19 protein-coding genes are annotated in these 17,241 nt (G+C 71.5%); 8 read left to right on the top strand and 11 right to left on the bottom strand.

Going from position 1 to position 17,241, the window contains the following annotated elements; translation table 11 throughout:
• Positions 1–63: 63 nt before the first annotated feature.
• The gene (gene dacB / locus ACIA8N_RS31920) at positions 64–1,479 is read right to left on the bottom strand and encodes a D-alanyl-D-alanine carboxypeptidase/D-alanyl-D-alanine-endopeptidase (protein ID WP_365784949.1); all 1,416 of its coding nucleotides are present in this window, start codon (positions 1,477–1,479) and stop codon (positions 64–66) included.
• A gap of 102 nt (positions 1,480–1,581) precedes the next feature.
• Between dacB and ACIA8N_RS31915 the strand changes: the two genes are divergently transcribed.
• On the top strand, positions 1,582–2,073 hold the full coding sequence (locus tag ACIA8N_RS31915; RefSeq protein WP_024758444.1) for an inorganic diphosphatase: 492 nt from the start codon (positions 1,582–1,584) through the stop codon (positions 2,071–2,073).
• Between the two features lie 117 nt (positions 2,074–2,190).
• The gene (locus ACIA8N_RS31910) at positions 2,191–3,861 is read left to right on the top strand and encodes a threonine/serine exporter family protein (RefSeq protein WP_365784951.1); all 1,671 of its coding nucleotides are present in this window, start codon (positions 2,191–2,193) and stop codon (positions 3,859–3,861) included.
• A 30-nt stretch (positions 3,862–3,891) separates the two neighbouring features.
• On the opposite strand, the gene ACIA8N_RS31905 is transcribed toward ACIA8N_RS31910, so the two are convergent.
• Positions 3,892–4,611: a VTT domain-containing protein gene (locus ACIA8N_RS31905; RefSeq protein ID WP_365784953.1), complete on the bottom strand. Its 720-nt coding sequence runs from the start codon at positions 4,609–4,611 to the stop codon at positions 3,892–3,894.
• A 152-nt stretch (positions 4,612–4,763) separates the two neighbouring features.
• On the opposite strand from ACIA8N_RS31905, the gene ACIA8N_RS31900 reads away from it, so the two are divergent.
• From ACIA8N_RS31900 to ACIA8N_RS31890, 3 genes are all read left to right on the top strand, one after another.
• A complete protein-coding gene (locus ACIA8N_RS31900; RefSeq protein WP_030554503.1) occupies positions 4,764–5,132 on the top strand; it encodes a YbjQ family protein in 369 nt (122 codons plus the stop codon).
• Between the two features lie 161 nt (positions 5,133–5,293).
• Positions 5,294–6,583: an ion channel protein gene (locus tag ACIA8N_RS31895; RefSeq protein WP_365784955.1), complete on the top strand. Its 1,290-nt coding sequence runs from the start codon at positions 5,294–5,296 to the stop codon at positions 6,581–6,583.
• A gap of 47 nt (positions 6,584–6,630) precedes the next feature.
• Positions 6,631–8,049 carry a glutamate decarboxylase gene (locus ACIA8N_RS31890; protein ID WP_365784957.1) on the top strand — a complete coding sequence of 473 codons (1,419 nt, stop codon included), beginning with the start codon at positions 6,631–6,633 and terminating at the stop codon, positions 8,047–8,049.
• A gap of 4 nt (positions 8,050–8,053) precedes the next feature.
• On the opposite strand, the gene ACIA8N_RS31885 is transcribed toward ACIA8N_RS31890, so the two are convergent.
• The 7 genes from ACIA8N_RS31885 to ACIA8N_RS31855 all read right to left on the bottom strand — a co-directional run bounded on the left by ACIA8N_RS31885 (position 8,054) and on the right by ACIA8N_RS31855 (position 15,039).
• Positions 8,054–9,337, bottom strand: coding sequence for a sialidase family protein (locus ACIA8N_RS31885; RefSeq protein WP_365784959.1), 1,284 nt, complete (start codon positions 9,335–9,337; stop codon positions 8,054–8,056).
• 92 nt (positions 9,338–9,429) lie between these two features.
• On the bottom strand, positions 9,430–10,194 hold the full coding sequence (locus ACIA8N_RS31880) for an ABC transporter permease (RefSeq protein WP_359205631.1): 765 nt from the start codon (positions 10,192–10,194) through the stop codon (positions 9,430–9,432).
• Positions 10,191–11,165, bottom strand: a complete 975-nt coding sequence (locus ACIA8N_RS31875) for an ATP-binding cassette domain-containing protein (protein WP_365784962.1) — start codon at positions 11,163–11,165, stop codon at positions 10,191–10,193. Before ACIA8N_RS31875 ends, ACIA8N_RS31880 begins: the two co-directional genes overlap by 4 nt.
• Before the next feature lie 92 nt (positions 11,166–11,257).
• Positions 11,258–11,920 (bottom strand): PadR family transcriptional regulator, encoded by a 663-nt coding sequence (locus ACIA8N_RS31870; RefSeq protein WP_365784964.1) that lies wholly within the window; start codon positions 11,918–11,920, stop codon positions 11,258–11,260.
• 47 nt (positions 11,921–11,967) lie between these two features.
• Positions 11,968–12,507, bottom strand: coding sequence for a DinB family protein (locus ACIA8N_RS31865; protein WP_365784966.1), 540 nt, complete (start codon positions 12,505–12,507; stop codon positions 11,968–11,970).
• Between the two features lie 116 nt (positions 12,508–12,623).
• Entirely contained in the window at positions 12,624–14,081 is a 1,458-nt protein-coding gene (locus ACIA8N_RS31860) for an aldehyde dehydrogenase family protein (protein WP_365784968.1), read from the bottom strand.
• Between the two features lie 85 nt (positions 14,082–14,166).
• Complete coding sequence (locus tag ACIA8N_RS31855) at positions 14,167–15,039, bottom strand: helix-turn-helix transcriptional regulator (RefSeq protein ID WP_365784970.1); 873 nt, start codon at positions 15,037–15,039, stop codon at positions 14,167–14,169.
• A gap of 351 nt (positions 15,040–15,390) precedes the next feature.
• On the opposite strand from ACIA8N_RS31855, the gene ACIA8N_RS31850 reads away from it, so the two are divergent.
• Positions 15,391–15,900 carry an ATP-binding protein gene (locus ACIA8N_RS31850; RefSeq protein WP_030209330.1) on the top strand — a complete coding sequence of 170 codons (510 nt, stop codon included), beginning with the start codon at positions 15,391–15,393 and terminating at the stop codon, positions 15,898–15,900.
• A gap of 94 nt (positions 15,901–15,994) precedes the next feature.
• On the opposite strand, the gene ACIA8N_RS31845 is transcribed toward ACIA8N_RS31850, so the two are convergent.
• Positions 15,995–16,207 carry a DUF397 domain-containing protein gene (locus ACIA8N_RS31845; protein WP_030209327.1) on the bottom strand — a complete coding sequence of 71 codons (213 nt, stop codon included), beginning with the start codon at positions 16,205–16,207 and terminating at the stop codon, positions 15,995–15,997.
• 213 nt (positions 16,208–16,420) lie between these two features.
• Complete coding sequence (gene rpmG, locus ACIA8N_RS31840; protein WP_030209324.1) at positions 16,421–16,585, bottom strand: 50S ribosomal protein L33; 165 nt, start codon at positions 16,583–16,585, stop codon at positions 16,421–16,423.
• A 64-nt stretch (positions 16,586–16,649) separates the two neighbouring features.
• On the opposite strand from rpmG, the gene rpmB reads away from it, so the two are divergent.
• Positions 16,650–16,886 (top strand): 50S ribosomal protein L28, encoded by a 237-nt coding sequence (gene rpmB, locus ACIA8N_RS31835; protein WP_030209322.1) that lies wholly within the window; start codon positions 16,650–16,652, stop codon positions 16,884–16,886.
• Entirely contained in the window at positions 16,886–17,191 is a 306-nt protein-coding gene (rpsN, locus tag ACIA8N_RS31830) for a 30S ribosomal protein S14 (RefSeq protein WP_365784973.1), read from the top strand. Before rpmB ends, rpsN begins: the two co-directional genes overlap by 1 nt.
• The last annotated feature ends 50 nt before the right edge of the window (positions 17,192–17,241 follow it).

Genomic DNA, 17,241 nt, shown 5'->3' with positions numbered 1-17,241 from the left:
GGGGCGGGTCGGACACGGGTGGAGTGCGGGTGGCCGGGGGTCCCGCGGGTGGTGAGCGCGGGGTCAGCGCTGTCCGGCGAGGGCCGCGGAGAGGCGGTCGAGGGCGGGCTGTGCCTCGTACGGGGAGAGGGTGCGGCCGGCGAGGAACGCGAAGGCGAGGAGGCGGCCGTCGGCGGTGACGACGGTGCCGGCGAGCGTGTTGACGCCCGTCAGGGTGCCGGTCTTGGCGCGGACGAGTCCGGCGCCCGCGGTGGCGGGTGCGGTGCCGAAGCGGTCGGCGAGGGTGCCGGTGAAGCCGCCGACGGGCAGTCCGGTGAGGAGGGGGCGCAGGGCGGGGTGCGCGGGGTCGGCCGCTCGGGTGAGGAGGGCGGTGAGGAGGGCGGCGGAGACGCGGTCGCGGCGGTCGAGTCCGCTGCCGTCGGCGAAACGGGCTCCCGCGACGGGGAGGCCGAGCCGGGCGAGTTCGTCATGTACGGCCCTGGCGGCGCCGTCGAAGCTCGCGGGCTGCTTCCGGGCGAGGGCGGTCTGCCGGGCGAGGGCTTCGGCGAGGTCGTTGTCGCTGTGGGTGAGGGTGCGCTCGACGAGGTCGGTGAGGGGGGCCGAGTCGGTACGGGCGAGGGGGGCGGCCTTCGGGGCGCGGCCGGGGGTGGGCTCGCCGGTGACCTCGGTTCCGGCCTCGGTGAGGAGGCCGGCGAAGGCTCTGGCGGTGTCGCCCGCCGGGTCGGCGGTGCGGGGTGCGGGGCCGCTGTGGCTGTCGTCGAGGCGGCCCCCGGCGGTCATGAGGGCGACGACGGGGGCGATGTTCTCGTTGGGGCCGATGGGGTGGAGCGTGGGGCCCGGGTAGAGGCTCGTGTCGTAGGCGAGGCGTACGGAGGTGTGGCCGCGCTTCTTCAGGGCCCGGGCGGTGTCGGCGGCGAGGGCTTTCAGGCGGGCCGGGTCGAGGGTCGGGTCGCCGCCGCCGGTGAGGGTGACGGTGCGGCCGTCGGGGGCGGCGGTGACGGTGGTGGGGATGCGGTGGTCGGGTCCGAGGGCGGAGAGGGCGGCCGCCGCGGTGGCGATCTTGACCGTGGAGGCGGGGGTCATGGGGGTGCCGGCGCCCTCGCCGTACAGCTGCCGGCCGGTGGCGGTGTCGACGACGGAGGCGGTGCGGAGGGGTCCGAGGCCGGGGTCGGCGAGGAGGGGGACGAGGACGGCGGCGAGGTCCGCCGGGCGCCCGCCGGGGGCGGGGGCGTGCAGGGCGGTCAGGACGCCGGGCGCGCTGGGGGCGGGGGCGGGGACGGGGCGCCGGGGCGGGGCGGGCGCGGGGGCCGGGGCCGGGGCGTGATGTGCGCCACCCGTCTCCGGGGCGGCGGCGCGGGCCCGCTCGGCCGTACGCTGACCCGAGTCCCACGGACCGGCCGCGGTCACCGCTACGGCGGCCAGGGCCAGTCCGAGGGCGGCGGAGCCCGCCGTGAGCTGCCACATCCTCGGCTCGGGCATTGCTGACCAGCCCCTTTCGCGATCACACACATGCGTGAGGGACACTTAATCACCGCGCGTCGTCGCGAGCATTCACTTGTGTTGATTCAGGAGGAGCCACCCGTGGAGTTCGACGTTCTCATCGAGATCCCGAAGGGATCGCGGAACAAGTACGAGGTCGACCACGAGACGGGTCGCATCCGCCTGGACCGTCGTCTCTTCACGTCGACGGCCTACCCGACCGACTACGGCTACGTCGAGAACACCCTCGGCGAGGACGGCGACCCGCTGGACGCGCTCGTCATCCTCGACGAGCCCACGTTCCCGGGCTGCCTGATCAAGTGCCGCGCCATCGGCATGTTCCGTATGACGGACGAGGCGGGCGGCGACGACAAGCTGCTCTGCGTCCCGGCCACGGACCCGCGCATGGAGCACCTGCGGGACATCCACCACGTGGCGGAGTTCGACCGCCTGGAGATCCAGCACTTCTTCGAGGTCTACAAGGACCTGGAGCCGGGCAAGTCGGTCGAGGGTGCCGACTGGGTCGGCCGCGCCGAGGCCGAGGAAGAGATCGAGAAGTCGTACGCACGCGCCAAGGAGCAGGGCGGCCACTGAGCCCCCCGTTCCGATCGTGTGAAAAGGCGGTGCACCTCTGGGGGTGCACCGCCTTTCGCACGTCCGTCGCATGCCCATACTGGAATCCACGATTCCCTGGGGAGTGAGGCGGACAGAGTGGTGGCGGAGCCGGACGGCTCGAAGAACGGTCCGGAAGAGGCTCCGGAGGACCGGAAGCCGCAGTCGGACGAGGCGCGGAGCGCGTTCGTGCCGCCGGCCGGCGTGGAGCAGCCCGCGCCGCCGGAGGAGGAGCATCCGACCTCCGAGTTCGCCCTCCCACCAGGACTCACCACGGAGCCACCGGCCGAGCCGGAGGGTTCGGCGTTCGCGACGCCCGCGACCTACTCGGCGAAGAACTCGCCGCCCGCCTTCACTCCGGCGTACGGGGTGCCGCTGGTGCGGATGTCGCAGGACGCGCCGTGGCAGGACCGGATGCGGACCATGCTGCGGCTGCCGGTGGGTGAGCGGCCGGTGCCGGAGGCGCCGCGCAAGGAGGACGAGTCCGGTCCTTCGGTGCCGCGCGTGCTCGACCTGACGCTGCGCATCGGCGAGCTGCTGCTCGCGGGCGGGGAGGGCGCGGAGGACGTCGAGGCGGCGATGTTCGCCATCTGCCGTTCGTACGGTCTCGACCGGGTCGAGCCGACGGTGACCTTCACCCTGCTGGCCGTCACGTACCAGCCGTCCCTCGTGGACGATCCGATCACGGCGAACCGGACGGTACGGCGCCGGGGAACGGACTACACGCGGCTCGCGGCGGTGTACACGCTGCTCGCCGACATCAACGCGCAGGCCCACGAGGTGACGCCCGAGGAGGCCTACCGGCGGCTCGCGGAGATACGGCGCAACCGGCACCCGTACCCGGGCTGGGTCCTCACGTCGGCGGCCGGGGTGCTGGCCGGTGCGGCCTCTGTGCTCCTCGGCGGCGACACGACGGTCTTCTTCGTGGCGGCGCTCGGCGCGGTGCTCGGCGACCGGCTGGCGTGGTTCTGCGCGGGGCGCGGGCTGCCGGAGTTCTACCAGTTCCTGGTGGCGGCGATGCCGCCGGCGGCGATGGGTGTGCTCCTGACGCTGCTGCACGCGGATCTGCGGCCGTCGGCGGTGATCACGGGTGGCCTGTTCGCGCTGATCCCGGGGCGGGCGCTCGTGGCGGCGGTGCAGGACGGTCTGACCGGTTTCTACATCACGGCGTCGGCCCGGCTCCTGGAGGTCGCGTACTTCTTCGTCGCGATCGTGGTGGGTGTGCTGTCGGTGCTGTACGTCGCCGTGCAGTTCGACGCGCAGCTCAATCCCGAGGGCACGCTGCGGGCGGTGGAGCGGCCGGTGACGCAGATCCTGGCGTCGATGGTGCTGTGCGCGACCTTCGCGATCCTGTTGCAGCAGTCGCGGTCGACGGTGCTGTTCGCGACCCTGAACGGCGGGGTGGCGTGGGTGATCTACGCGTCGATCGCGGTGACCGCGGAGGGCTCCGCGGTGATGGCGACGGCGGTGGCGGCGGGTCTTGTGGGGCTCTTCGGGCAGCTGATCGCCCGCTACCACCACACGTCGTCGCTGCCGTACGTGACGGCGGCGATCGGCCCGCTGCTGCCCGGTTCCGCGACGTACTTCGGGGTGCTCGCGATCGCCCAGAACAACCTGGACCAGGGCTTCGCGTCGCTGGCGAAGGCGGCGGCCCTGGCCCTGGCGATCGCGATCGGGGTGAACCTGGGAGGCGAGCTGGCCCGCCTCTTCATGCAGGCCCCGGGTGCGGCCGCGGCGCGGCGCGCGGCGAAGCGCACCCGGGGGTTCTGACGGCTTCTTCGGGGCGTCGGCCCCTCGGCCTCAGCGCTTGGCGTGGCGTCCGCGCGGGTTCTGGGGGTTCTGGGGGTTCTGCGGGTTGGGGGTGCCGGGGGCGTCGTGGTCGCCCCGCGCCTGCTCCTTCTTGGACTGGGAGCGGGCCCTGAGGAACTCGATCACGATCGGGACCACGGAGATCAGGACGATGCCGATCAGGATCATCTCGATGTGCTTGTGCACGAAGTCGATCTTGCCGAGGGAGGCGCCGAGCAGGGTCACGCCCGCGCCCCACAGCACGCCGCCGATGATGTTGAACGTGATGAACGAGCGGTAGTTCATGCGGCTGACGCCGGCGATGATCGGCGTGAACGTCCGCACGATGGGGACGAAGCGGGCCAGGATCAGCGACTTCGGGCCGTGCTTCTCGAAGAACTCGTGGGCCTTCTCGACGTTCTCCTGCTTGAAGAGCTTCGAGTCGGGCCGCTTGAAGAGGGCCGGGCCCACCTTCCGGCCGAAGAGGTAGCCGACCTGGTCGCCGATGATCGCGGCGGCCACGATCAGGGTGCAGACCATCCACAGCGGCTGGTCGAGCTTTCCTGTGGTGACGAGCAGGCCGGTGGTGAAGAGCAGCGAGTCGCCGGGCAGGAAGAACCCGATGAGGAGTCCGGACTCGGCGAAGACGATGACGAGGACACCGATCAGACCAAAGGTCTGGATCAGATAGTCCGGGTCCAGCCAGCTCGGTCCGAGGGCAAGCGTGTTCACGGGTTCCGGGCTCCTGCGGTCGGTGGGGGCATGGGGGACGGGCTGGCCCCAAGCTATCAACGCGAGGGGAACGCGCCCGGTTCCACCCGGGGCCTACCGGATGCGGACGGGCCGCCCGCCCCTGAGGCTGGGGGGTCAGGAGGTGTATGCCAATGGGCATCGAGGAGTACGGAGGCGGCCAGGGGCCGCATCCCGACGTGCTGGTCGTGACGACGAACGACGTGCCGGGGTTCGAGGTCCGGCAGGTGATCGGCGAGGTCTTCGGCCTCACCGTCCGCTCCCGCCATCTGGGCAGTCAGATCGGCGCCGGTCTGAAGTCGATGATCGGCGGGGAGCTGAAGGGCCTGACGAAGACCCTGGTGGAGACCCGGAACCAGGCGATGGAACGCCTGGTGGAACAGGCTCAGGCACGCGGCGCGAACGCCGTGCTGATGTTCCGCTTCGACGTGACGGAGGCGGCGGACGTGGGAACGGAGGTGTGCGCGTACGGCACGGCCGTGGTCATCGCGCCACGCGCCTGAGCCGGGCTCGGCGGATCGGCGAGCGGTCCCGGCGGGCGGCCGGCGGGCGGCTCTTCGGGGCCGGTCCGGTTCGTGTGGCGGCCTGACGTGTCGTGAGGTGCACGTCCGTTCGGTGACGGTTTCGGGATGTTACGCGGCATTCATCCACTTATGGTGGGGCGGTGGCTACCGATCATGCTCCGCCCCCGTCGTCACCCTCCTCCCACGAGGCCCCGCTGCGGGTCCTCCTGCCGCTGGTGCTTCCCGCGCTCGTGGTCGGGGTCGGGGCGGGCCTGTTGTTCCTCGGGATCACCGCGCTCTCGGAGGAGTTCCAGGAGGTCCTCTGGGACGACCTGCCGGACGCCCTCGGCATCGGCGGCTACTCCTCCCTCTGGATCATCACCATGCTCACGGCGACCGGCATCGCCGTGGGCCTGGTCATCTGGAAGGTGCCCGGGCACGCCGGTCCCGACCCGGCCTCCGAGGGCCTCGGCGGAGCGCCGCTCGCTCCCGTGGTCGTACCGGGACTGCTGCTCGCGAGCGCGCTCGGGCTCGCCGGCGGCGTCAGCCTCGGCCCCGAGAACCCCATCATCGCGTGCAACATCGCCCTCGCCTACTGGCTCGGCCGCAAGGCCGCTCCCGCGATGCCGGGCGCCGTCTGGGTCTCCCTCGCCACGGCCGCCACCATCGGCGCCCTCTTCGGCACCCCCGTCGCCGCCGCCCTCGTGATCTCCGAGGCCCTCACGGCGCAGCCGGGGCCCGGCTCCCTCTGGGACCGGCTCTTCGCCCCGCTCGTCGCCGCCGGCGCCGGCGCGATGACCACCCAGCTCCTCGCCGACCCCAGCTTCGACCTGGGCCTCCCGCCCCTCACCGACCCCGGCTGGGGCGACCTCCTCGCCGCGCTCGTGATCGCCTCCGCCGCCGCCGTCTTCGGCCTCGCCGCCTGCTATCTGTTCCCCTACGTCCACGCCGCCTTCCAACGCCTGCGCCACCCGATGGTGATGCTGCCCCTCGGCGGCCTCGTCCTCGGCCTCCTGGGGGCCCTCGGCGGGCAGCTGACCCTCTTCAAGGGCCTGCAGGAGGTCAAGGAACTCACCGCCTCGATCGGCGCCTGGTCCTCCGGCGAGCTCGCCAAGTTCGCCGTGATCAAACTCCTCGCCCTCCTCGTCGCCGCCTCGTGCGGCTTCCGGGGCGGCCGGATCTTCCCCGCCGTCTTCATCGGCGCCGCCTTCGGGCTCCTCGCCCAGGCCCTCGTCCCCGAGGTCCATCCGGCGGTCGCCGTCTCCTCCGCGGTCCTCGGCGTCCTGCTCGCCACCACCCGGCAGGGCTGGATCAGCCTCTTCACCGGCGCCGCCCTCGCCGCCTCCCCCGCGATGCTCGCCCTGCTCTGCCTCGCCTCCCTCCCCGCCTGGCTGATCGTCACCGGCCGCCCCCAGCTCGAACTCGACAAGCAGGGCCACGCCCTGCGCTGAGCCCTCTCCCCGCGCCGACCCCGCCCCACCGGACCGAAGGAGTTCCCATGCCGCTGCACCAGGGTCCCGCCGCCTCACCCTCCCAGCCGGAACGACGGCTCGCGCTCAACCCCTTCTTCGGGGAGGCCGACCCGGTCGGCGGCATGACCGAGGCCCCGCCCCACCACCGGCTGCCCGACGGCCCCCTGCCCCCGGCGAGCGCCTATCAGCTCGTCCACGACGAGCTGATGCTCGACGGCAACTCCCGGCTCAACCTCGCCACCTTCGTCACCACCTGGATGGAGCCCCAGGCCGCGGTGCTGATGGCCGAGTGCCGCGACAAGAACATGATCGACAAGGACGAGTACCCGCGCACCGCCGAACTGGAGCGCCGATGCGTGGCCATGCTCGCCGACCTGTGGAACGCCCCGGACCCGGCCACGGCCGTCGGCTGCTCCACCACCGGCTCCAGCGAGGCCTGCATGCTCGCCGGCATGGCCCTCAAGCGCCGCTGGGCCCAGCGGAACGCCGACCGCTATCCGGGCTCGGCCCGCCCCAACCTGGTGATGGGCGTCAACGTCCAGGTGTGCTGGGAGAAGTTCTGCAACTTCTGGGAGGTCGAGGCCCGGCTCGTCCCCATGGAGGGCGACCGCTTCCACCTCGACGCCGAGTCCGCCGCCGCGCTCTGCGACGAGAACACCATCGGAGTCGTCGCCGTCCTCGGCTCCACCTTCGACGGCTCCTACGAACCGGTCGCCGAGATCTGCGCCGCTCTGGACGCGCTCCAGGAACGGACCGGTCTCGACATCCCCGTCCACGTCGACGGCGCCTCCGGCGCCATGGTCGCCCCCTTCCTCGACGAAGACCTGGTGTGGGACTTCCGGCTCCCCCGCGTCGCCTCCATCAACACCTCCGGTCACAAGTACGGCCTGGTCTACCCGGGCGTCGGCTGGGCCCTGTGGCGCTCACCCGCGGAACTGCCCGAGGAACTCGTCTTCCGCGTCAACTACCTGGGCGGCGACATGCCCACCTTCGCCCTCAACTTCTCCCGGCCGGGCGCCCAGGTCGTCGCGCAGTACTACACCTTCCTCAGGCTCGGCCGGGAGGGCTACCGGGCTGTGCAACAGACCTCCCGGGACATCGCCCGGGGCCTCGCCGAACGCATCGAGGCCATGGGCGACTTCCGGCTCCTCACCCGCGGCGACCAACTGCCCGTCTTCGCCTTCACCACCGCTCCCGACGTCACCTCGTTCGACGTCTTCGACGTGTCACGGCGGCTGCGCGAACGGGGCTGGCTGGTCCCCGCCTACACCTTCCCCGCCGACCGCGAGGACCTGTCCGTCCTGCGCGTGGTCTGCCGCAACGGCTTCTCGGCCGACCTGGCCGGGCTCCTCGTCGAGGACCTGAACCGGCTGCTGCCCGAACTACGGCGCCAGTCGAGCCCCTTCACCCACGACAAGAGCGCGGCGACCTCCTTCCACCACTGACCGGTCAGGACGCCCGGTTCTCACAGGCCAGACCGAACTCCGACCACCGCACCCCGTCGCGGGTCAGCTCGTACCGGCAGCTCGACGACTCACGCAGCAGACCGAGCGGGGTGCGGCGGGTGTAGTGGCCTCCCTCGTCGAGCCGGACGAAGGTACGGCCGCCGTCCAGGCTGCGGTAGCCCCCCTGCTCCCCGCCTATCTCGACGCGGCCGCCGGGCCCCGGGACCGGCAGGCCCAGGAGCGTACGCGGCTGAGCGGTCGGGCCCGTGGTCCACATCCGCTGCCACGTCCTGCCGCCGTCCAGAGACCTGTGCAGCGCCCGCATCGGGTTCTTGACGGGCTCACCGCCCGTCAGCTCCCCCATCTCCGCCGCGTACACCGCGTCCGGGCCCACCACGACCGACGTGTACCACCCAGGGCCGGTGGCAGGCGGACTCGGCAGCCGGCCGACTGTCCAGGCGCGCCCCCCGTCCCGGGAGACGGCGACCGCCGCCCGCCCCGACAGCGGGTCCGTGCCGGAGACCCACCAGGACCCGTCGGGCTCCGGCTGCCCCGCGGGCAGGGGGTGCGCCCCGAGCAGCGGCACCCTGGCCAGCGCCCGGCGCCGCCCGTCCTCGGGCGAGACGACCACGAGACGCTCCCGCTCGCACGCGTCGGGATGGCCCCCGGGGGGCGAGGCGCAGTCGGTGGTGAGCACCGCGCCCGCGGGTATCTCCGGGGTCGTCCCGACCGTACGCCGGTCCACCGCCCTCCAGGTGCGGCCGCCGTCCCGGGTGAACCAGTGCCGCCCGCCCGGGGGCTCGACGCCCCCGTCCTCGACGAGCGCCCGGCCCGGCCCGAGCGCGAGCAGGTGGGCCGAGATGCCGTCCGTCCCCGTGGTCCGGGGCAGCGGGGACTTCCGCAGCACCCACTCCTTCGCCCCGGCGTCCCGCACGGCCACGTGCTGTCGGCAGAAGCCGGTCTCCGGCGCCGCAGGGTCGCTCACGCACTCGGCGAGCAGCGCGAACCCGCTGCCGTCCCGCGCGAGGCCCAGGCTGTGCGCCTCACCGGGCAGCCCCGGCGCGGACGGTATCCGCGACGGCGCCCCGAACGCCCCCGGCGACGCGGAAGCCGCCGAACCGGAGGGACCCGAACCCCCCTGGGCACCCGACGAACCCGAGGCCCCCGAACCCGCCCCCGTCCCCGCTCCCGTCCCCTTACCCGTGCACCCCGCCAGTACCACCAACGCCAACACCGTCACCAGCGCCGCCACGACGGCGCCCGCCGCCACACCCACCGGCCTGCGCATCGCACGTCCCCCTGTCCTCCCCGGGGCGGTCCGCGGTGAACCGCTGCTTTCAATACACCGCTCGCCGCCCCCGGGTTCCCTCCTCCGCGCCGCTACTTCCCCAGCCGCCCGAACCTCCGTACCGCGAGCGGGAAGAAGAGCACCAGGAGCACCACGGGCCACACCACCGCCGCCCAGACCTGCCCTGGTTCGCCGCCCGGGTTCCCGAAGAGCTCACGGACCGCCGTCGCCGTCGCCGACATCGGGTTCCACTCGACGAACGTGCCGAGCCAGCCCGGCATCGAGTCCGGCGACGCGAAGGCGTTGGACAGGAAACCGATCGGCCATACGAGGATCTGCACCGCCTGCACCAGCTCGGCCCGCCCCGCGACCAGCGCGAGGAAGATCCCGATCCACAGCATCGCGAAGCGCAGCAGGAGCAGCAGCCCCAGCGCCCCCAGGGTGCTTCCGAGACCCCCGTTCGCCCGCCAGCCGATCGCGTAGCCGACCCCGACCATCACGAGGAGCCCGACCGTCGACTGGAGCATGTCGGCGGCGGACCGCCCCACCAGCACCGCCCCGTCGGTCATCGGCATCGAGCGGAACCGGTCGATCACGCCCTTGTTCAGGTCCTGCGTCACCGCCGTCATGGTGCCTTCGAGCCCGAACACCATGGTCAGGGTGAGCATCCCGGGCACCAGGAAGTCGACGTAGTCACCCTCGACGCTCCGCCCGCCGCCGACCAGGTAGCCGAACATCAGCAGCATCATCACCGGAAACACGAGCCCGACCAGGACCTGCACCGGCTGCCGTGCCCAGTGCGCCAGCTCCCGGCGGGTCATCGTCCAGCAGTCGCTCACCACGTAGGCCGCGCTCATGCCGCCACCTCCTTCCGCCGGGACGCGTCCCGGCCCGGTTCCCCGTCGGTCAGATGCAGGAAGACCTCGTCGAGCGTCGGCCGCCGCAGGGCGATGTCCTCCGCCTCGATCCCGGCCTCCCCCAGGGCCCGTACGGTCGCGGTGAGCGAGGCCATCCGGTCCGCCACCGGCGCGCTGAGCCGCCGTCGGTCGGCGTCCACGCCGACCTCGGCCCGCGCCGCGGGCAGCAGCCCGGCCGCCTCTTCGAGCCGCGCCGCGTCCCGTACGACCACGTCGATGCGGTCCACGCCGACGCGCGCCTTGAGCTCGTCGGCCGTGCCGTCCGCCACGACCCTGCCCTGGTCCACGACCGAGATCCGGTCGGCGAGCTGGTCGGCCTCCTCCAGGTACTGGGTGGTGAGCAGCACCGTGGTGCCGCCGCCGACGAGGGACCGCACCGACTCCCAGACCTCGCCGCGGCCCCGGGGGTCGAGACCGGTCGTCGGTTCGTCGAGGAAGAGCACCTCGGGCTCCGTGATCAGCGAGGCGGCCAGGTCGAGCCGCCGCCGCATGCCACCACTGAACTGCTTGACGGGCTTGCGGCCGGTGTCGGCGAGGCCGAAGCGCTCCAGGAGCTCGTCGGCCCGGATCCCGGCGCGGCGCGCGCCCAGCTGGTGGAGCCTGCCGAACATCTCCAGGTTCTGCCTGCCCCCCAGCTCCTCGTCGAGGGCCGCGTGCTGTCCGAGCAGCCCGATCCGCCGCCGTACCTCCCGGGCCTCGGTCCGTACGTCGTGCCCCGCCACCCGCACCAGGCCCTCGTCGTGGCGCAGCAGGGTCGCCAGGATCCGTACCGTCGTGGTCTTGCCGGCGCCGTTGGGGCCGAGCAGGCCGTGGACGGTGCCGCGTCCGACGGTGAGGTCGAGGCCTGCGAGGGCGTCCTTCTCGCCGTACCGCTTGCGGGCGCCCTCTACGAGGATCGCGTCCCTGTCCATTTCCGATTCCTCCCGAAAAAGCCTTAGTCAAATTTGACCACTTGCCGCCGACGGAGGAAGGTATGCCCTCCCGGGCTTCTAGTCAACCTTGATTACTCGACGGAATCCGTCGGCTCGACCCCTGCCGTCGACTCCGGCCGCCCGGCCGCGAACGGGTTCTCCTGGCCCTCGGCGAGTACGCCCACGAAGGGCTCCCCCTCGCCCGCGAACACGTACGCCCCGCCCTCGATCCGCTCGATCAGACCGAGCGTCCACTCCTTGCCCGCGTCGGCCGAATGGACCCACAGGTGCATGATCTCGCCGATGTGCCCGAGCTGGCCGGGGCCGCCCTCCGGCGTGTAGTACTCGGTGACCGCCGCCCGCCACTCGTCGAGCGCCCGCACCCGCCGGCGCAGCAGCTCCGCCGCCTCCGCGCGGGGCAGGTCCACGATGAAGCCGATGCCCGCCGACAGGACGTCCATCTTCTGGTCGTACGTGGTCAGCGCCTCGCGCAGCAGCGTGAAGTACTCCTCCGTGCCGAGGTCCGTCAGCTCGTACTCGACGCGCGGCGGCCCGCCCACCGTGCTCGGCGCCACCTCGTACGCGTGCAGCAGTCCCTGCTTGGCCATCTGCTTCAGCGCGTGGTAGATCGAGCCGGGCTTGGCGTGGGACCACTCGTGCGCGCCCCAGTACTCCAGGTCGTTGCGCACCTGGTAGCCGTGGGCGCGGCCGTGCTGCTTGACCGCGCCCAGGACGAGAAGACGGATCGCCGACATCCCACGTACCTCCTAGTCAATTTTGACCAGGGTACGCGCGCGGGGGCTCACCGCCCCTGCTCCTCCGCGATCAGGTCGAAGGAGCCCTTGCCGTCCAGGGACTCGCGGATGATGTCCGCGTGGCCGGCGTGCCTCCCCGCCTCCTGGACGAGGTGCAGCAGCATCCAGCGGACCGACACCCGGCCGTCCTTCGGGAACCACGGCGCCTCCGGCAGCGGGAAGGTGTCGTCCAGGTCCGGCACGGAGCGGACGAAGTCCTCGGTCTCCTTCGCCACGCCCGCCCAGAACTCCGTGATCTCCGGGATCGTCTCCTCGCCCACGAGCCGGAAGGCGTCGCCCCAGGTCTCCTGGGTGCGCTGTCGCTCGTTCGGCCGCCGCTGCGCCAGCCGGAGCCAGTTCAGCTCGACCTCGGCGACGTGCTTGAGCAGGCCGGAGAGGCTCAGCTCGCTGGCGCTGGGCCGGCTCGCCGCCTGCTCCTCGGTGAGACCGAGGAGCGAGCGGCGGATCGCGGCACGCTGGGCCTCGATGAAGTTGAGGAGCGCGCCGCGCTCGTCACCGTGGGCCTCCGTGGGAACAAGGGCAACCATGCTGTCCGCCTTCCGTACGTCCGTGTCCGTGGCCGGATCCGTGTCCGTGTCCGTGGACCTTCTCGACACCGACCACGCTACGGAGGCTTGCGGACAGCCCGGGTCCTAAAGAGGGATCAGAAGGGGAACCGGCTCCGGCCGTGCTGGATCGAGATCCACTTCTGGGTGGTGAACACGTCCACCATCGCGTCGCCGTTGAGCCGTCCGATGCCCGAGTGCTTCTCGCCGCCGAAGGGCACGATCGGCTCGTCGTGCACGGTGCCGTCGTTGATGTGGATCATGCCGGTGTGGATGCGCTTGGCGATCCGTACGCCCCGCTCGACGTCCGCCGTGTGGACGGCGCCGCTGAGCCCGTACGGAGTGTCGTTGGCGATCCGTACGGCCTCCTCCTCGCCGTCGAAGGGGACGATCAGGGCCACCGGGCCGAAGATCTCCTGACCCAGGATGGGGGCGTCCGGCGCGAAGCCGGTGAGGACCGAGGGGGAGACGAGGTTGCCGTCCACCGTGCCGTGCAGGAGCGCGGTCGCACCGGCCGCGACCGTCTGGTCGACGAGCGAGGAGACGGCTTCGGCCTGCTGGGAGTTGATGAGCGGACCGATGTGGGTGGCGGGGTCGGCCGGGTCGCCGACGCGCAGGGTCTTCACCTTCGCCACGAACTTCTCGGTGAACTCCTCCTCAAGCGTGCGGTCCACCAGGATGCGGTTGGCCGCCATGCAGACCTGGCCCTGGTGCACGAAGCGGCTGAAGACGGCCGCGTCCACCGCGTAGTCGACGTCGGCGTCGTCGAGGACGATCAGGGCGCTGTTGCCGCCGAGTTCGAGGACGGCGTGCTTGAAGTTCTGCGCGCAGACCGTGGCGACGTGACGGCCGACCTTGTCGGAGCCGGTGAAGGAGATGACCTTCGGGACCGGGTGGGTCAGGAGCGCGTCGCCGATCTCGGCGATGTCGGTGACCACGACGTTGAGCAGACCGGCCGGCAGACCGGCCTCCTCGAACACCTTGGCGACGAGGGTGCCGCCGCAGATCGGGGTGTTCTGGTGAGGCTTGAGGACGACCGCGTTGCCGAGCGCGAGCGCGGGCGCGACCGACTTGATCGAGAGGAGGAAGGGGAAGTTGAACGGGGAGATGACTCCGACGACGCCGACCGGGACGCGGTAGACGCGGTTCTCCTTGCCGTCGACCGGCGACGGCAGGATCCGGCCCTCGGGGCGCAGCGCGAGCTGCACCGCCTCGCGCAGGAACTCCTTGGCGAGGTGCAGCTCGAAGGCCGCCTTGAGACGGGTGCCGCCGAGCTCGGCGACGATCGTCTCGGCGATCTCCTCCTCGCGGTCCTCGATGATCCGCAGCGCTCGCTCGAAGACGAGGCGGCGGGCGTACGGGTTGGTCTCGGCCCACTCGGTCTGGGCGCGCTCGGCCGCCCGGTAGGCGCGGTCGACCTCACCGGCGGTGGCGACGGTGATCGACGCGAGCTTCTCCCCGGTGTACGGGTTGAAGTCGATGATGTCCCACGAGCCGCTGCCCGGCTTCCACTCGCCGTCGATGTACTGGTGGGCCAGGTCGGTGAAGTGCGACATGGATCGAGACCCCTCTACCCGCTCTACCTCTGCACGGATGACAGAAGTGACGTCGGAACTGATGTCACGTCATCGTACTGATGTGTCAGGTGAGTTGAAGGATGCCCCGGAGAAGGTCACGACTTTCGGCCGGATCCGGCCCGTCCTTCTGGAGCCGCTCCATCACCCGCTCGTACTGGGCGACCTCCTCGCGCTTGTCGAGGTACAGGGCGCTGGTCAGCTGCTCCAGGTAGACGAGGTCGGACAGGTCGGACTCGGGGAAGCGCAGCATCGTGAAGGCGCCGCTCTCGCCCGCGTGGCCGCCGAAACTGAAGGGCATGACCTGGAGCGTGACGCCCGGGTGCTCGGACATCTCGATGAGGTGCCTCAACTGGCCCTGCATGACGCCCCGGTCACCGTAGGGGCGGCGCAGCGCGGCCTCGTCCAGGACGGCGTGGAACTGAGGGGCGCGCTCGGAGACGAGGACCTTCTGCCGTTCGAGGCGCAGGGCGACCCGACGGTCGATCTCGGCGCTCGGGGCGCCGGGCATGCCCCGGCTGACGACGGCCTGGGCGTACGCCTCGGTCTGCAACAGGCCGTGGACGAACTGCACTTCGTAGACGCGGATGAGGGAGGCGGAGCCCTCCAGGCCGATGTACGTCTGGAACCAGCCCGGCAGGACGTCGCCGTAACTGTGCCACCAGCCCGCGATGTTGGCCTCGCGGGCGAGCCCGAGGAGCGAACCACGCTCCGCCTCGTCCCCGACCCCGTACAGCGTGAGCAGATCTTCGACGTCCCTGGCCTTGAAGCTCACCCGTCCCAACTCCATACGACTGATCTTGGATTCGGACGCGCGGATGGAATAGCCGGCCGCCTCGCGGGTGATCCCGCGCGACTCGCGCAACCGCCTCAACTGGGAGCCCAGCAGGATGCGCCGCACCACACTCCCGCTCGTTCCGCTCGATTCGCCTGCGGTCACGGCTCTCAGCCTCCCCTTTACGGTGTCGAGCCCCCGTCGAGCCCCGGATTCTGCCACCAAACGCTTCAGCGCGTACACATTCGATTACGGAAAGGCGGCGAGTTCCGGGCACCCGCGGTGCGGCGCGGGCGGATTCCGGGGTCGGCGCCCCGAAGTTTCCCGGAAGTTTCCCGGAACCTGTGGATGACTTATGCACAGATTAGGCACGGGGGCGGACAGGTCAGGCGCGTGCACGTGCATCTGCCCTTGCATCCAGTGGTCGCATTCGGAACCATGGAGCCCGCGCAGCCGCGTACTCGTTCGTGTTGTCGTGTTGTCGCACCACAGTCGCGATTCCCGGGAGTGCCTCGCATGGGGACGAATGGATCGACCGTGCTCGAGCCGTTACGGCAGGGCCTTCCGCCGATCGATCCCGGCGCCGTCTCCACCTCCGCCTCCTGCGCTCTGCCCGCACGGTACGAAGCCGTGCGGGGTGCCCGGAAGTTCACCAGCGCGACGCTGGACCGCTGGGAACTCACCGAGCGCTTCGACGACGTGGCCCTGGTCGTCTCCGAACTCGTCACCAACGCGCTCCGCCACGCGGTGCCCGCCGACGCGCCTCCGGAAGAAGGCCAGAACCCACCGGTTCGGCTGCACCTGATGCGCTGGTCCTCGCGCCTGGTGTGCGCCGTGCGCGACCCGAGCCAGGAGAGCCCGGAGGCGCGCGCCGGCGAGGAGGACTTCGCCGCCGAGTCGGGACGCGGACTGTTCCTCGTGGACTCGTTCAGCGACAGCTGGGGGTGGCACCCACTCGCCGGAACCCTGCGGGGCAAGGTGGTGTGGGCGCTGTTCCGGGTCGGGCCGGAGCAGGGCACGACCTGAGCGGAACGTGAGTACGCGATCTCCGCAGGACATGGGAAGGGCCCGGGCGACATCGCCCGGGCCCTTCTCGTGTCCGGTCCGCACGTGCGCACGCTCAGACCAGGTGGTCGAACTCCCCGTCCTTGACGCCCAGCAGGAGCGCCTCTATCTCCGCGGGCGTGTAGACGAGGGCGGGGCCTTCGGGGTGACGCGAGTTGCGTACGGCAACGTTTCCCCCCGGCAGTTTGGCGAACTCCACGCAGGATCCCTGGGAGTTGCTGTGCCTGCTCTTCTGCCACTGGACACCTCGCAGCTCCGTGGCCGCCATGCCGTTGTACGCGTGATGCGCAGGATGCACTGGTAGCTCCCCGAGTTGCGTGGTGCAGTAGTCAACTTCCTCGGATCATAGCCGTGTTCATCAGGTCGATGCATGAGCAGATGCACGTGCACGCGGGGTGGCGTAGTGGCTACGCCACTCAGCGTGCTACCCACCGGTAGGCGAGAGCCGTGCAGGTACGCCGACAGGGGCACCCCTGGACGGTCAGCGCTCCTCCCTGAAGTCGACGTGACGGCGCACGATCGGGTCGAACTTGCGCAGGGTGAGGCGGTCGGGGTCGTTGCGGCGGTTCTTCCGCGTGACGTAGGTGAATCCGGTACCGGCGGTGGACCGGAGCTTGATGACGGGGCGGAGTTCGTTGCGTGCCATGGTGTGTAGAGTAAATGAAAATGGTTCCCATTTTCTAATGTCTCGACGGAGAGGTAGGTCACCCGTGTCCGCCCACTGCCAGCTGACCGGAGCGCGCCCCGGATTCGGCAACCGGATCTCGCACTCACACCGGCGCACCTCACGCCGCTTCGACCCCAACATCCAGCACAAGCGCTACTGGCTGCCCGGCGAGGGCCGGTACGTCCGGCTCACCCTCAGCGCCCGCGCGATCAAGACCGTCGACACCATCGGCGTCGAGGCCGCCGTGGCCCGCATCCGGGCGCGCGGAGGAAAGGTCTGATGGCCAAGCGCAGCAAGATCGCACGCAACGAACACCGGAAGGCGGTCGTGGCGCGGTACGCCGAGCGGCGGGCCGAGCTGAAGGAGGCAATCCGCCGCCCCGGCACCCCCGCCGCGGAACGCGAGGCGGCGGTACGGGAACTGAACCGCCAGCCCCGGGACGCGAGCGCCACCCGGATCCGCAACCGCGACGCCGTGGACGGCCGCCCGCGCGGTCACCTGCGGAAGTTCGGCCTGTCCAGGGTCCGGGTCAGGGGGCAGGCGCACGCGGGGTTCCTTCCGGGGGTGCGCAAGGCGTCCTGGTGAGGGGTGGTCGTCGCCCGGCCGGGCCGCGTGGCTCCGCGCAGCCCCGCGGG

The sequence above is a fragment of the Streptomyces sp. NPDC051822 genome (genome assembly GCF_044452745.1).
Classification (GTDB): Bacteria; Actinomycetota; Actinomycetes; order Streptomycetales; family Streptomycetaceae; genus Streptomyces.
The sequence above is the reverse complement of the archived record's forward strand: the minus strand, read 5'-3'. Positions and strand labels throughout refer to the sequence as shown.

Coding starts and splice junctions, on each gene's coding strand:
- dacB (WP_365784949.1), bottom strand. CDS start 1,479: ATGCCCGAGCCGAGGATGTGGCAGCTCACGGCGGGCTCCGCCGCCCTC.
- ACIA8N_RS31900 (WP_030554503.1), top strand. CDS start 4,764: ATGGGCATCGAGGAGTACGGAGGCGGCCAGGGGCCGCATCCCGACGTG.
- ACIA8N_RS31890 (WP_365784957.1), top strand. CDS start 6,631: ATGCCGCTGCACCAGGGTCCCGCCGCCTCACCCTCCCAGCCGGAACGA.
- ACIA8N_RS31885 (WP_365784959.1), bottom strand. CDS start 9,337: ATGCGCAGGCCGGTGGGTGTGGCGGCGGGCGCCGTCGTGGCGGCGCTG.
- ACIA8N_RS31880 (WP_359205631.1), bottom strand. CDS start 10,194: ATGAGCGCGGCCTACGTGGTGAGCGACTGCTGGACGATGACCCGCCGG.
- ACIA8N_RS31875 (WP_365784962.1), bottom strand. CDS start 11,165: ATGGACAGGGACGCGATCCTCGTAGAGGGCGCCCGCAAGCGGTACGGC.
- ACIA8N_RS31870 (WP_365784964.1), bottom strand. CDS start 11,920: ATGTCGGCGATCCGTCTTCTCGTCCTGGGCGCGGTCAAGCAGCACGGC.
- ACIA8N_RS31865 (WP_365784966.1), bottom strand. CDS start 12,507: ATGGTTGCCCTTGTTCCCACGGAGGCCCACGGTGACGAGCGCGGCGCG.
- ACIA8N_RS31860 (WP_365784968.1), bottom strand. CDS start 14,081: ATGTCGCACTTCACCGACCTGGCCCACCAGTACATCGACGGCGAGTGG.
- ACIA8N_RS31850 (WP_030209330.1), top strand. CDS start 15,391: ATGGGGACGAATGGATCGACCGTGCTCGAGCCGTTACGGCAGGGCCTT.
- ACIA8N_RS31845 (WP_030209327.1), bottom strand. CDS start 16,207: ATGGCGGCCACGGAGCTGCGAGGTGTCCAGTGGCAGAAGAGCAGGCAC.
- rpmG (WP_030209324.1), bottom strand. CDS start 16,585: ATGGCACGCAACGAACTCCGCCCCGTCATCAAGCTCCGGTCCACCGCC.
- rpsN (WP_365784973.1), top strand. CDS start 16,886: ATGGCCAAGCGCAGCAAGATCGCACGCAACGAACACCGGAAGGCGGTC.